This window comes from Streptomyces sp. NPDC006335 (assembly GCF_040612795.1).
In the GTDB taxonomy this organism is placed as follows: Bacteria; Actinomycetota; Actinomycetes; order Streptomycetales; family Streptomycetaceae; genus Streptomyces.
In genome coordinates this window covers 38,987-52,043 of record NZ_JBEXQX010000020.1, presented here as the reverse complement: position 1 = coordinate 52,043, position 13,057 = coordinate 38,987, and the positions used below count along the sequence as shown (strand labels likewise).

The 13,057-nt window shown below is 72.4% G+C and carries 11 protein-coding genes and 2 pseudogenes; 6 read left to right on the top strand and 7 right to left on the bottom strand.

Annotation, left to right across the window (positions count from 1 at the left end):
- Positions 1-2: 2 nt before the first annotated feature.
- On the bottom strand, positions 3-758 hold the full coding sequence (locus ABZ098_RS37455) for an alpha/beta hydrolase (RefSeq protein WP_356598214.1): 756 nt from the start codon (positions 756-758) through the stop codon (positions 3-5).
- Positions 759-873: 115 nt separating this feature from the next.
- Between ABZ098_RS37455 and ABZ098_RS37450 the strand changes: the two genes are divergently transcribed.
- A complete protein-coding gene (locus tag ABZ098_RS37450) occupies positions 874-1,398 on the top strand; it encodes a PadR family transcriptional regulator (RefSeq protein WP_356598213.1) in 525 nt (174 codons plus the stop codon).
- Positions 1,399-1,523: 125 nt separating this feature from the next.
- Here ABZ098_RS37450 and ABZ098_RS37445 read toward each other — a convergent pair whose 3' ends face one another.
- Entirely contained in the window at positions 1,524-2,885 is a 1,362-nt protein-coding gene (locus tag ABZ098_RS37445) for an FAD-dependent monooxygenase (protein WP_356598353.1), read from the bottom strand.
- A gap of 321 nt (positions 2,886-3,206) precedes the next feature.
- On the opposite strand from ABZ098_RS37445, the gene ABZ098_RS37440 reads away from it, so the two are divergent.
- Both ABZ098_RS37440 and ABZ098_RS37435 read left to right on the top strand, forming a co-directional pair.
- Entirely contained in the window at positions 3,207-3,503 is a 297-nt protein-coding gene (locus ABZ098_RS37440; protein WP_356598212.1) for a hypothetical protein, read from the top strand.
- A 133-nt stretch (positions 3,504-3,636) separates the two neighbouring features.
- A complete protein-coding gene (locus tag ABZ098_RS37435) occupies positions 3,637-4,704 on the top strand; it encodes a hypothetical protein (protein WP_356598211.1) in 1,068 nt (355 codons plus the stop codon).
- A gap of 51 nt (positions 4,705-4,755) precedes the next feature.
- Here ABZ098_RS37435 and ABZ098_RS37430 read toward each other — a convergent pair whose 3' ends face one another.
- Both ABZ098_RS37430 and ABZ098_RS37425 read right to left on the bottom strand, forming a co-directional pair.
- Entirely contained in the window at positions 4,756-4,938 is a 183-nt protein-coding gene (locus ABZ098_RS37430) for a hypothetical protein (RefSeq protein ID WP_037707795.1), read from the bottom strand.
- A 144-nt stretch (positions 4,939-5,082) separates the two neighbouring features.
- A complete protein-coding gene (locus ABZ098_RS37425) occupies positions 5,083-6,141 on the bottom strand; it encodes an acyl-CoA desaturase (RefSeq protein ID WP_356598210.1) in 1,059 nt (352 codons plus the stop codon).
- Positions 6,142-6,372: 231 nt separating this feature from the next.
- On the opposite strand from ABZ098_RS37425, the gene ABZ098_RS37420 reads away from it, so the two are divergent.
- A complete protein-coding gene (locus ABZ098_RS37420; protein WP_356598351.1) occupies positions 6,373-9,300 on the top strand; it encodes a DEAD/DEAH box helicase in 2,928 nt (975 codons plus the stop codon).
- The gene (locus tag ABZ098_RS37415) at positions 9,297-10,565 is read left to right on the top strand and encodes an SWF or SNF family helicase (protein WP_356598209.1); all 1,269 of its coding nucleotides are present in this window, start codon (positions 9,297-9,299) and stop codon (positions 10,563-10,565) included. The genes ABZ098_RS37420 and ABZ098_RS37415 overlap by 4 nt, the downstream gene beginning before the upstream one ends.
- Here ABZ098_RS37415 and ABZ098_RS37410 read toward each other — a convergent pair.
- Positions 10,545-10,770 (bottom strand): annotated as a pseudogene (locus ABZ098_RS37410) (cytochrome P450); the annotation flags it as partial. The gene ABZ098_RS37415 and the pseudogene ABZ098_RS37410 overlap by 21 nt on opposite strands.
- A gap of 91 nt (positions 10,771-10,861) precedes the next feature.
- Here ABZ098_RS37410 and ABZ098_RS37405 point away from each other — a divergent pair.
- Positions 10,862-11,128, top strand: a pseudogene (locus tag ABZ098_RS37405) (esterase-like activity of phytase family protein); the annotation flags it as partial.
- A 35-nt stretch (positions 11,129-11,163) separates the two neighbouring features.
- On the opposite strand, the gene ABZ098_RS37400 reads toward ABZ098_RS37405, so the two are convergent.
- Both ABZ098_RS37400 and xylA read right to left on the bottom strand, forming a co-directional pair.
- Positions 11,164-11,619 carry a hypothetical protein gene (locus ABZ098_RS37400; RefSeq protein ID WP_356598208.1) on the bottom strand — a complete coding sequence of 152 codons (456 nt, stop codon included), beginning with the start codon at positions 11,617-11,619 and terminating at the stop codon, positions 11,164-11,166.
- A gap of 180 nt (positions 11,620-11,799) precedes the next feature.
- A complete protein-coding gene (xylA, locus tag ABZ098_RS37395; RefSeq protein WP_037707810.1) occupies positions 11,800-12,966 on the bottom strand; it encodes a xylose isomerase in 1,167 nt (388 codons plus the stop codon).
- Positions 12,967-13,057 lie beyond the last annotated feature (91 nt).

The following is a 13,057-nucleotide window of genomic DNA, read 5'->3' as shown; positions in this document are numbered from 1 at the left end:
GCTCACACCTTCCCTGCGACCGCCGCGGCGAAGGCGTCGGGGTTGTCGAACATGACGTTGTGCCCTGCGCCCGGGACGGTCACCACGCGCACGCCTGCCGCCTCCAGCGCCTCTCGCCCCTCCAACTCGCCACTGAGCTCACCTTGGAGGTACACGCGGTCGATCGGCAGACCTCCGAGGATCGCGCGCATCATGGGCGCCGATCCCCGTCTGAGCGCGGCCGCGCTGCGATGCAGGGCGCGGGGGTCGGCCAACCGCATGGTCGCCGCCCACAGGGGGCCGACCTTCTCGAGCACGCGCGCGTGGCCTCCGGCCACGAAATCGTCCTCCTCGTAGGCGTCGATCCAGGTGCTGCCCGCCGTGGCCGGGGGTGCGGCGTCGAGGTTGGCCTCCGTGAGGACCAGTCGGGAGACGAGCTCCGGCCTCCGGTGGGCGAGCACGAGCGCTACCGATCCGCCCATGCTGTGCGCGATCAGTTCGGCACCGGTCACGCGGGCAGCGTCCAGAGCCGCGGCCAGGGCGTCCGCGTGGTCCTCCAGCGTGTATCCGAAGTGCTCGGGGCGGTCACTGCTGCCGTGCCCGGGCAGATCGACGAACAGGCTGCGCCGGCCCGCGAGTTCGGGCCGCGCCGCGATGTGCGCGTGATAGACGGCCGAGACCGCTCCCAGGCCGTGCACGTACACGCGTGCCGGCTCCTCGCCGGGCGTCTCGGTCCAGCGGATACGGCTTCCCTTGCCGTCGAACTCGGCCTGCCTCATGTGCCCTCCCTCTGTTCGCCGCCTCGTCGTCCAGGACAATACATCGTTGCCGATGTATTGCGTGGTCGGGGTAACACGTCAGGGATGTACAGCGTCGATGCGGCAGAATGCGTGCATGCTGGAGCTCGCCATCCTCGGATTCCTCTACGACACCCCGCTGCACGGCTATGAGCTGCGCAAACGCATCACGGCACTGGCGGGTCACGTGCGCCCCGTGGCCGAGAGCACGCTCTACCCGGCCATCAAGCGGCTGGAGAAGGCGGGATGGCTGGCGCGGGCGACGGAACCCGGTGCCGTGGCCGCGCCCCGCCATGTCCTCACGCTCACCGAAGAGGGCCGCCAGGAGTTGCGCCGCCGACTGGCCGAACCGGCGGCGCGCGACATCACCGACGAGAACCGGTGGTTCACGGTTCTCGCCTTCCTCCGGCACCTGGACGACGCCGGCGCGCAGGCGGCCGTGCTGCGTCGCCGGCTCGCCTTCCTGGAGGAGCCCGCGAGCTTCTTCTACGAGGGTGACCGCCCGTTGCGCGCCGAGGAGTTGGACGATCCCTTCCGGCGCGGTGTGCTGACCATCGCCCGCGCCACGTCCCGGGCCGAGGTCGGCTGGCTGCGGGAGACGATCACGTCACTGTCCCAGTGACGCTCGTCCGGCTGCGGAGGACGACCAAGCGACTCTCCGCGTGACGCTCGGCCCGCTGCGAGAGACGACCACGTGACGCTCGGCCCGCTGCGGGAGACGATCACGTCACTCTCCGAGTGAGCCGATCAGCTTGCCGGGGACGCGGGCTCCTCCGGTGTCGCGGGCGGCTCGGTCGGCGTCGGCGCGGGCGGACCGAAGAGGACGGCCCTGGCCACGGGAGGAGCGAACAGGGCGGTCACGGGCTCGGAGAGGGTCAGGACGGCACGGAAGGCCCGTCCCACGACGGGGTCGCCGGGGGCACGCTCCTGCACGCGGCTCAGGTACCACCCGGCGAACCGGTCCGCGCGGCCGCCGTCGGTGGCGGTGCCGACCGCGCCCGGCATCTTGCGGTCCGCCCCGGCGGAGATGTCCCACGCGAGCCGGGACGCCGCGAGGAGCGCCTGCTGCACGCGTCGGGTCGTGGGCGTCCGGCGCCGGTCGGCCAGCGCGTCACGCAGGGCGACCGCGCTCATCGCGGCGACGGCCATGCCCTGCCCGTAGATCGGGTTGAAGGTGCACAGGGCGTCGCCGGTGGCGAGGAAGCCCGCCGGTCGGCCCGGGAGGTCGTAGCGTCGGCGGATGTTCGCGGTCCGCCGGTAGCCGAACGCCGGGGAGAGCGGTTCGGCCTCGTCCAGCCACCGGTGCAGGAGCGGATGCGGCAACCTCTTGGCGTACGTCACAAACTCGTCGTCGTCGGTGGGCGGTTCGTCGCCGCGCAGGCCCGAGACGATCACCAGATGGCTGCCGTCCTCCAGGGGCAGCGCGCCGCCGGCGTGCACCTGCTCGGGGTCCGGATAGGCGTAGTAGCCGCGGGTCTCGCCGTCGAGGGCGCCGTTCGTGCCGCGGTAGACGCGTGAGGCGTAGGCGAGGCCGGTGTCGATGGTCTCCTCCTGCGGGCGCTCGGCGCCGATCTCCGCGAGCCACTGCGGGGCCTTCGTGCCGCTGCCGGAGGCGTCGACGACCAGATCGGCCTCCAGGGGGCGGGATTCCGCGCGGGCGTCTCCGGAGCGGTCGCGCACCAGCACGCCACGCACGCGCGTGGCGTCCCCGAGGAAGCCGACGACGTCGGTCCCCTCCAGCACGCTGACCACCGGGTCGGCGAGGACCCGCCGCCGCACCAGTTCCTCGAGCTGCGCGCGGGAGCCGGTGTAGATGTGGGTCGTCGCGGACACCCTCCGGAACCAGCGGCCGCTCTGCCACATCACCATGTCGGCCGGCATGCCCACCCGAGGCGCCCCCGCCTCCCGCAGCTCCGTCAGGAACCCCGGCAGCAGCGACTCCAGGGCCTTCTGTCCGCCCTGGAGCAGAACGTGCGGGTGACGACCCTGCGGTACTCCGGGGCGCGGCTTCGCGCCCTCCGGGAAGCGGTCGCGCTCGACGACGGTCACCCGGTCGGCGTGCCCGGCCAGGACGTGGGCCGCCAGAAGCCCCGCGAGGCTCCCGCCCACGACGACGGCGTGCCGTCCGCCCCGGCCGCCTCCATCTCCCCAACGGCCATTCTCTGCGGCAGAGTTCACCGATCCACTCCCCTGGTCGCCGTGTCGCGAGAAGACACAAGTATCCCGTCCGGCCAACCAGGTTGACCGTTTTCCGGCCCTTCTCATGGCCCCGCCGACGTCCGCCCCGGGGCCGGCTGACCCGATCTTCGCGCGGTGACGGGTGCGCCGTGACGCTCCGGCCCTCTTCTGCGGGCGGGGCTCCGACCTTACGTTGAGTAGCAGAGGAGAACGTTCGGCAGAAGCACGTCACTCTGGGGGAAGGTGGTCGGCATGTGGAGCAGGATCCGCAGGTCCAGCACCAGATTCGTCAATGCGTTGCGCACCGAGGAGCCCCCCGGCCGGCAGGCCCGCACGCACAACCTGTTCGAGGCCGCGGCCGCCTACGTCTCGGCCTGCGCGGAGGACGACCAGGACAGGATCGACGAGGCCTCGACCTGGGTCTCGCCGGAGGCGCTGTCGTTCGGGGTCAACGAGCTCGCGTGCCGGGCGGTCATCGCCCTCGCCCGGGAGCGCGACGAGTCTCCGCGTACGGTGGCGCGGGCGCTCCTCGGGCTGCCGGTGGTCTGAGCGGCCGACCAGGGGGTCGATTCGCCCCGTCCAGCCGGAAAACTGCAGCTCCGGGTGTTCTGGGGAGTCGTGACAAGCACCTTCCTCGCACACTAGGGTGCGCGCCGTTGGACGAACCGATGGGGAGGCTGTGATGGCCGGGACGCATGAGGACGCCGTCGCCGCCGAGGACGACGCGCTTTATGTGCTGACGGCGGTGTTGCTGACGCCGGCGCAGTTCCCGAGCGTGCTGGGCGACGACTATCCGGAGGCCTGCGCGGCGCTCGGTCTGGCGCCGCTGGCCGACGGGTACGGCCTGGTGATCGGCCAGGACGGGAGCGGTGCCAGGTGGACCGTCGTCGTCGACGACGTCTCGCTGGTGGCCGTCGCCATCGCGTCCTGGGACTGCGGCATGGAGTACGACCTGTCGCCCGACGAGCGCACGGTCGTGGCCGCCCTGCCCGGCTGGCCGCTCGCGATCGCCGTCGCCGCGCCCGGTGTGCCGGCGCCGCACGACCCCGATCCCGAAGTGGCCGACGGCCCGCCGCTGACGCCGCCGGACACCTCCAGGTGGGGATCCGCCCAGCGGCGTCTGGGGGCCGACGAGATCGCGCTCCAGTGGGCGATGTGGCGGGAACAGATCGACGACTCTGCCTTCTCGAGCCCGAACGGCGGGTCCGCGGTGGGTGACAAGGCTGTGAACGGCGAGGCGGCGGGCGGTGGGACCGGCGCCGACATGACCGCAGAAGGCGTGCCTGCGGTCGGCGACGCTCCGGACCGCGGCTCCTCGGCCCTTGACGCCTCGCCCCGTGATGCCTCGCAGGACGAGAGTGTGAGCGCCGGGGTCGTAGGGAACAGCACGGCGGGCTACAGGACTGCGGGAGACGGGGCAGCCGGTGTCGCGACCGCGGGATCCACTGCCCCCGGTGAGGCCGGGAAACGGGCCTCCAAGGGCCACAGCGGCATCCGGCGTGTCCTCGCGGAGGCCCGCGCCTACGTGGATTCGCCGCCGCCCCTGGGGCGCGTCCGGTCGTCCTTCGCGTCGGGCGAGGCGCGGACGCTGCGCGCCGACGGTCCCGGCTGGTCACTGGTGGCCAGGACCGACGACATCGCGTTCGTGCTGCTCGACGACAAACCCGGGGAGGTCCTCCCGGTGGGCCGGGGCCCGGAGCTGCCCGGGCTGCTGGAAGCGCTGGACAAGTTGGCCGTACGTCCTGGCTGAACGGCCGCTCCGCACCGTCCGGGCTGTCGTCCCCCGGCCGGTGCGGGTGCGTCAGCGGCCGAGTTCCTTGCGGGTGACCCGGCGCAGCCTGCGCCGCTGTGAGGGGTCCAGGGTGAGGTACGCGGCGGCCGGGACTCCCAGAATGATCAGGAATGCGGCCCACCAGGGCAGCCAGAACAGCAGGAGCAGTCCGACCGCCACTCCCCCCGCGGCGATCTTCGCGTTCTTCGACATGTGCGTCGCCTCCTTCGCGGCGGTTGCCGCTCTCTGTCCAGGAGAACGGGTCCGCGCTTCCTGCGGTTCCGCATCGCGACCCTGAGACATCCCTGAGAAGACATCCCCGAGACCTCGCCCTGAGCCGCCCAGGATGCGCGCGTCCTAACGGTCCGCCCGCAGCGGCTCGCCCACCTCGTGCATGTGGCTCAGGGCCTGTCGGTAGGAGTCGACGAGTCCGGTCTCCGTGTAGGGGATACCCAGTTCCCGGCAGTGGGCGCGTACCAGCGGCTGGGCGAGGCGCAGATGGGGCCGGGGCATGCTGGGGAAGAGGTGGTGTTCGACCTGGTAGTTGAGGCCGCCGAGGAACCAGTCGGTGAGGGTGCCCCCGCGGATGTTGCGGGAGGTGAGCACCTGGCGGCGCAGGTGGCCCCAGGACTCGCCGTTCGGGTCCGGCATCTCCATGCCCTTGTGGTTGGGGGCGAAGGCCATCCCCAGGTGCAGGCCGAACAGCGCCTGGTGAAGCGCGGCGAAGGCGAGCGCCTTTCCGGGGGACATGGTGGTCAGCAGCAGCGTGGCGTAGGCGGCGATGTGGGTCACCAGGAGCGCTCCCTCCACCGCACGCTCCCCGGGCGACTGTCGGCTCAGGTCCCGGAAGCCCTGGATCTTCAGGGCGATGCCTTCGAGGAGGGTGAGCGGGAAGAACAGCCAGGCCTGGTGGCGGGTGAGCCAGCGCCTGAAGCCGGTGCGTTCCGCGGCCTGTTCACCGGTGAAGACGAGGACGTCGGCGGCGACGTCGGGGTCCTTGTCGATGTGGTTGGGGTTGGCGTGGTGGCGGTTGTGCTTGTGGTTCCACCAGGAGTAGCTCATCCCGAGCAGCAGGTTGCCGTGGACGAGTCCGATGAGGCGGCCGGTCGCCTTGTCACCGGTGATCTGCGCGTGGCCGGCGTCGTGCCCTATGAAGGCGGTGCGGGCGCAGAACACGGCGAGGAGCGGGGCCAGCAGCAGGGTGCGCCATGAGTCGCCGGACAGGACGACGGCCGTGACGAGACCGGCGAGGGCGAGCGCGTTGACGGCGACGGCCCGGGCGTACCAGCCGTGGCGGCGGTCCAGGAGTCCCTGCCCCCTCACCGCGCGCAGGAGGGGTGCGAACTCGCTTCCGCCGGGCGGGGAGCCGGACGTACCGCGCGGGTGGGGTGCGACGGTTGCGGCACTCTGGGGCATGTCCGGACTCCGGCTCTCTCAGGAAACGCGCTGACCTGAGGAAACGTACGGACTGGTGACCTGTCGCGACCATGCGGCAACCCCCCGTGTTCGTGCGGGGGTCAGCACCGGGCACACAGGGGGGTTGACAACACCCCCGTCCACATGTGATGCAGACCACCACCTACGGGCCCGGGAGGTGATGTACCCTCGACCACCCTGACGACGTAGTCAAGTTTGAGGAGTCCCGCGATCTCTGTTCAGAGGTTCCCCGCGGCATCACCGTCCGAGATCTCCGAACTGGCCTCGTGCTGCGCTGTGTTCGTGCCGGGCGACCCGGCCCGCACCGGCAGTGTCGCCTTCTGGCGGCCCAACGGCGCTCCTCCTCCCGCAGTCGCGGCGGGGACGGTCGAGGACGTGGCGATCGTGCGACCTGGCGACGGCGGTGTCGAGCTGGTGAGTCTGCCGGTGGTGTTGCTCCCGGTCCGTGTCGCCCTGCCGGTCCTCACGCGTGCGCGTACCTCTCCGCAGGGGCACCGGGCGACGGTCTTCTGGGGTGCCGCAGGCGTGCTGGCACTGCAGTGCGTGGCACGGGGGTTGCTGCTCCCCGGCCTCTCCCCCACCGATCACGACGCCTGGCGGGTGGGCCCCCTGGGCGCCGCGGACGTCGAGCGGGTCCGCCGGCTCGCCGCGGCGATGCCGCCCGAGGCGCACGCCGTACCGCTGAGCACCGCCGAGCCGCACGCCGTACCGCTGAGCACCGCCGAGGCGCACGCCGTACCGCTGAGCACCGCCGAGGCGCACGCCGTACCGCTGAGCACCGCCGAGCCGCTGCGGCTGCCCGACCCCGAACGGTTGCTGCGCGCCTTCCTGGACGCGGTCGCCGACGCCCTGCCCCGCTCCCCCGCGGCGCCCCTCGTGACGGGCGGACCCGCCTACGCCGCCCAGGAACCGCGGCAGGTGCCCGAGCAGCGCGCGTGGGCGGCGGATGTCGCGGCGGGCCACGACGCGGGCGTACGCGTCTCGTTGCGGATCGAGGTGCGCGGCCTGGACAGTGGCGAGGCGCCCGCCTTCCGAGCCGTTCTCCAGATGCACAGCGTGAGCGATCCGACGATGGTGGCGGACGCCGCCGACGTGTGGGGCGGCGCCACCGCCTTCGGCCCGCACGCGCGCATGGACGGCCTGCTCGCGCTCCGCAGGGCCGCACGCGCGTGGCCCCCGCTCGCCCCGCTGCTCTCGGCCGGCGTCCCGGACGCGGTCGAACTCGCCGACGAGGAGCTCACCGATCTGCTCTCCGCGGGTGCGCGGGCTCTCGCCGACCTGGGCGTCGAGGTGCACTGGCCGAAGGACATGGCCAGAAGGCTCACCACGCGCGCGATGGTCGGTCCGCCGGACGACCACGACCGGGCGGCGTCGGACACTCCGTCGTTCCTGTCCGCCGACGCCCTGCTCGCTTTCGACTGGTCGTTCGCGCTGGGGGGCCGGCAGCTCACGCGCGAGGAGCTGGACCGGCTGGCCGAGGCCAACCGCCCCGTGGTGCGGCTGCGTGACCAATGGGTGCTGGTGGACCCGCAGGAGGTCAGCCGGGCCCGTGCCCGGCAGGACCGCAAGGTGACGCCCGTGGACGCCCTCAGTGCCGCCCTGACGGGCTCCGCCGAGGTCGAGGGCCTCCGGGTCGACGTGCAGCCCACCGGGTGGCTGGCGGCCCTGCGGGACCGGCTGGCGGATCCGGAGGGCCAGGAGCCGGTCCCGCAGCCCGCCGCGCTCGCCGCGACCCTGCGGGACTACCAGCGCCGTGGCCTGAACTGGCTGGCCCGTATGACGTCCTCGGGCCTCGGCTGCTGTCTGGCCGATGACATGGGACTCGGCAAGACGATCACCCTGATCGCGCTGCATCTGCACCGGCAGACCGCCCCTGCCACCGCCGGCCCCACCCTCGTGGTGTGCCCGACGTCCCTGATGGGCAACTGGCAGCGCGAGATCGAGAAGTTCGCACCGGGTACGCCCGTGCGCCGCTTCCACGGTCCGCGGCGCGAGCTCGACGGCCTGGCAGACGGGGAGTTCGTGCTCACCACGTACGGCACGATGCGCCTGGACGCGCCCCGGCTCGCCGGAGCCGCGTGGGGGATGGTCGTGGCGGACGAGGCGCAGCACGTGAAGAACCCGTACTCGGCGACCGCCCGGGAGCTGCGCTCGATCGGGGGACGCGCACGCGTGGCGCTCACCGGAACCCCGGTGGAGAACAACCTGTCGGAGCTGTGGGCGATCCTCGACTGGACGACTCCGGGTCTGCTGGGCCGGCTCGGAACCTTCCGCGCCCGGTACGCGCAGGCCGTGGAGAGCGGTCAGGACCCGGCTGCCGCGGAACGCCTGAACCGGCTCGTGCGCCCCTTCCTGCTGCGGCGCCGCAAGTCGGACCCGGGCATCGCCCCGGAGCTGCCGCCGAAGACGGAGACCGACCGTGCCGTGTCGCTCACCCCGGAACAGACCGGCCTGTACGAGGCCGTCGTGCGCGAGACCCTGGCGGAGATCTCCGGGGCGGACAGCATGGCGCGGCGCGGGCTGATCGTGAAGCTGCTGACGGGGCTCAAGCAGATCTGCAACCACCCCGCGCAGTTCCTCAAGGAGGAGCGGCCGGTCATCGCCGGCCGTTCGGGGAAGCTGGAGCTGCTGGACGAGCTCCTCGACACCATCGTCGCCGAAGGAGCGGGCGTCCTGGTGTTCACGCAGTACGTGCGCATGGCCCGGCTGATCGAGCGGCATCTCGCGGCCCGTGGCCTGCCGTCGCAGTTCCTGCACGGCGGGACACCCGTCGCCCGGCGTGAGGAGATGGTGGCGCGCTTCCAGGAGGGTGAAGTGCCCGTGTTCCTGCTGTCGTTGAAGGCGGCGGGCACCGGTCTGAACCTCACCCGGGCTGAGCACGTCGTGCACTACGACCGCTGGTGGAACCCGGCGGTCGAGGCGCAGGCCACCGACCGCGCCTACCGCATCGGCCAGACGCGCCCTGTCCAGGTGCACCGGCTGATCGCCGAGGGGACGGTCGAGGACCGCATCGCCGACATGTTGCGCCGCAAACGGGAGTTGGCGGACGCGGTGCTCGGCTCCGGCGAGGCGGCACTGACCGAACTGACGGACGTCGAGCTGGCCGATCTGGTGGAACTGCGAGGGGGTGCCCGATGACGGGACACGAGGGTGACACGGAGCGCACGTTCGCGGCGCTGCCGCCCGCGCACGGGCGGGGTTTCGCACAGACGTGGTGGGGCCAGGCCTGGCTGCGGGCGCTGGAGGACGCCGCGCTGGACTCGGGGCAGGTGAAGACGGGCCGCCGGCTCGCCCGCGCGGGCGCGGTGGGCGCGGTGTCGATACGTCCCGGACGCATCACGGCCGTCGTGCAGGACAGTGACCGCACCACGCACCGCGCCGACGTCCTGCTGGCCGAACTGTCGGCCGAGCAGTGGGACCGCCTCCTCGACCTGGCCGTCGAACGGGCCGGGCACGTCGCGGCGCTGCTGGACCGCGAGATGCCGCCGCACCTGGTGGAGGACGCCGCGTCCGAGGGCATCGAACTCCTGCCGGGGCTGGGTGATCTGGAACCGGAGTGCGAGTGCGGCGCATGGGACCACTGCGGGCACACAGCGGCGCTCTGTTACCAGGTGGCCCGCCTGCTGGACCAGGATCCCTTCGTGCTGCTGCTGATGCGCGGTCGGGGTGAACACGCTCTCCTGGACGACCTCCAGGCCCGCAGCGCCGCTCCCGCGGTGGAAGCTCCCGAACCGGAGGGAGTGGATGCCGCCGAGGCGTACGCGGCGGGCGACATCCTGCCGCCCCTGCCCGCGCCCCCGGACCTGCCCGAGGAACCCGGCCTGCCGCCCTCGCTGGACACCGAGGCCCCGCCGGGACCGGGAGTCGACCCGGTCGCCGTCCGCCATCTGGCCGCGCGGACCGCCGTAGAGGCACATCGGCTGCTGGCGGAGGCTCTCCGGCGACCGGCCGGACGCGAGGCGGCCGAGCCCGAACTGACGGTCGCTCAGGACGCCGTACGCCTTGCCGTCGCCGCGCCCGGCCAGGCACTGGCGGAGCGGCTCGCCACCGGATCGGGGCGCGATCCGCAGGCACTTGCGGACGCCACGGACGCGTGGGGGCTCGGCGGTGCGGACGCGCTGTCCGTGCTGGAGGAGGAATGGGAGCCTTCGGGCGGAACACTCGCACGCGCGCGTGCCGCTGTGGACTCGGCCTGGGACGAGGACGAGCGGCCGGCGCTCACGGCGGACGGCAACCGGTGGACGGTCGACGGCGCGCCGGTCCAGGTACGCCTGGGGCGGGACGGCCGGTGGTGGCCGTTCCGGAAGGACCGTGAAGGCTGGGCGCTCGCGGGTCCCGCGGCCCTGGATCCGGCGACGGCCCTGGCCTCGGCGGAGCTGTCCTCAGCCGAACCGCAGCGGTAGTTCGGCCGGCCCCTCAGGAGCGTGCTGCCGCGCCAGGGCAGTGTGGCCGGGTCGGTCGCGAAGTCGAGAGCCGGCCGGTGGCGCAGCAGCACGCGCAGGGCCACGGCCGCCTCCACGCGGGTCAGCGGAACGCCCAGGCAGGGGTCGTGGCCGAATCCCAGGCGCGCGCGGGGGCGGAGCGCCGTAGGTCGAAGCGGTCGGGGTCGGTAAGGTCCTCACCCGCTGTGTGCCCGAGGGGCTGAACCTCACCGGCGCCGACCACCCGGTGGTGGAGGCGCCACCGTCCGTGCTGCTGCAACGACACCACGTCCCCCTCGCTGGAGCAGCTCGACGATCCGGCGGCCTCCCGAGTGCCGGTGCTCGCCAAGAAGCTGGTCGTCGACGTGGGCACGGTCGCCGGGGTGCCCGGGAAGGTCGAGGGTGTCGCGCGCGTGGACGACGACACGCTCGCCCTGATCAACGACAACGACTTCGGGATGACGGACGGAACCGGGGCGTTCGACGCCGACGGCCGGCTGGTCGACCGCGGGGTGGAGACGACGGTGCCGTACGTCCGGTTGCCGCGCCGCTCTGACTCATCCGGTCAGGGACGGCGACCTCACCCGATCAAAGACGGCAGCAACGACTCCAGGTCGCTCGGGAACTCGCTGGGGATGTCGCTCGGGAACTGAGACGGGAGCTCGCTCGGCAACTCACTGGGAAGCTGCGTGGGCAGGCTGAACGACGGCTCGGGGGAACCACTCGTGCTGGTCGTCGGCGCCAGGCTCTTGTCCGGCGAGTCGTCGCTGCCCGAGGCCATGAAGACCACGACGAGGGCGACGGCCACGGCGGCCGCGATCACGGCGAGCAGGGCGAACAGCGGGCTCCGGCGCCTTCTCGGACCGCCGGTGCCGTGGTCGTCGACCGGGCCCATCGGCTGGGTCGACGACATCCCGCCGTAGGGGTTCGGGCTGTTGCGCCCGAAGTCGTCAGGAGGTGGTCCGAAGCCACCGCCCGGAGGCGGTGTGTCACCCGGCGGTCCGGGCGGCTGGGGCGGTACCGGCGGCATGGCCATACCGTCCAGAGTCGCCTCGAAGCGGTCATGAGGCGACCCCCGCGCGGACGTTGATACGGCCTCATGCCGTGGATCACACGATTCCGGAACATTCCACCCGGGGGTCGCGGCACATACGCACGCACGCGTGCCGTCGGCGCAGGCCACTCACGGCCGACGGCACACGCGTGTGGGCTTCGTTCAGCCGCGCGCGCCCAGCAGGTGGTCCATGGCGAGCTGGTCGAGCTGCTCGAAGGCCATGCCGCGGGCGGCGGCCGCCTCCACGTCGAAGTCCTCGAAGGCACTGCGGTCCGCGAGCAGCGACTTCAGGCCGTCCGCCGCCGTCTGCTGCGCCAGCTCGTCCAGACGCGAGGCACGCAGCGCCTCCTGGACCTGCGGGTCGGCGCGGAAGGCGGCCGCGCGCTCCTTGAGGATGAGGTAGTTGCGCATGCAGCCCGCGGCCGACGCCCACACACCGTCGAGGTCCTCGGTCCGCGGCGGCTTGAAGTCGAAGTGCTTGGGACCGGCGTAACCGGCGCTCTCCAGGAGGTCGACGAGCCAGAAGGCGGCACGCAGGTCGCCGGCGCCGAAGCGGAGGTCCTGGTCGTACTTGATGCCGGACTGGCCGTTGAGGTCGATGTGGAAGAGCTTGCCCGCCCACAGGGCCTGCGCGATGCCGTGCGGGAAGTTCAGCCCGGCCATCTGCTCGTGGCCGACCTCGGGGTTCACGCCGTACAGCTCGGGGCGCTCCAGGCGCTCGATGAACGCGAGCGCGTGGCCGACGGTGGGCAGGAGGATGTCGCCGCGCGGCTCGTTCGGCTTGGGCTCGATCGCGAACTTCAGGTCGTAGCCCTGCTCGGTGACGTACTCGCCGAGGAGGTCGAAGGCCTCCTTCATGCGGTCCAGGGCGACGCGCACGTCCTTGGCCCCGCCGGACTCGGCGCCCTCGCGGCCGCCCCAGGCGACGTAGGTCTCGGCGCCGAGCTCGACCGCCAGGTCGATGTTGCGGATGGTCTTGCGCAGGGCGTAGCGGCGCACGTCGCGGTCGTTGGCGGTGAACGCGCCGTCCTTGAAGACGGGGTGCGTGAAGAGGTTGGTGGTCGCCATCGGCACCTTCATGCCGGTCGCGTCCAGGGCCTCGCGGAAGCGCTTGATGTGACCTTCGCGCGCACTGTCCGACGCCCCGAACGGGATGAGGTCGTCGTCGTGGAAGGTCACGCCGTGGGCGCCGAGCTCGGCCAGGCGCTGCACCGTCTCGACCGGGTCGAGGGCACGTCGGGTGGCGTCGCCGAACGGGTCCCTTCCCTGCCAGCCGACGGTCCACAGGCCGAAGGTGAACCTGTCCTCGGGGGTGGGCTGGTAGTTCATGACGCGGCTCCTTGCTGCTCCGGACTATTTCGTCATGGCGGTTTACAAATTAGTATGCACACACGTCTCCGGGAAGAGACAAGGTGTCTCC

Coding starts and splice junctions, on each gene's coding strand:
- ABZ098_RS37455 (WP_356598214.1), bottom strand. CDS start 758: ATGAGGCAGGCCGAGTTCGACGGCAAGGGAAGCCGTATCCGCTGGACC.
- ABZ098_RS37450 (WP_356598213.1), top strand. CDS start 874: ATGCTGGAGCTCGCCATCCTCGGATTCCTCTACGACACCCCGCTGCAC.
- ABZ098_RS37440 (WP_356598212.1), top strand. CDS start 3,207: ATGTGGAGCAGGATCCGCAGGTCCAGCACCAGATTCGTCAATGCGTTG.
- ABZ098_RS37435 (WP_356598211.1), top strand. CDS start 3,637: ATGGCCGGGACGCATGAGGACGCCGTCGCCGCCGAGGACGACGCGCTT.
- ABZ098_RS37430 (WP_037707795.1), bottom strand. CDS start 4,938: ATGTCGAAGAACGCGAAGATCGCCGCGGGGGGAGTGGCGGTCGGACTG.
- ABZ098_RS37425 (WP_356598210.1), bottom strand. CDS start 6,141: ATGCCCCAGAGTGCCGCAACCGTCGCACCCCACCCGCGCGGTACGTCC.
- ABZ098_RS37415 (WP_356598209.1), top strand. CDS start 9,297: ATGACGGGACACGAGGGTGACACGGAGCGCACGTTCGCGGCGCTGCCG.
- ABZ098_RS37400 (WP_356598208.1), bottom strand. CDS start 11,619: ATGGCCATGCCGCCGGTACCGCCCCAGCCGCCCGGACCGCCGGGTGAC.
- xylA (WP_037707810.1), bottom strand. CDS start 12,966: ATGAACTACCAGCCCACCCCCGAGGACAGGTTCACCTTCGGCCTGTGG.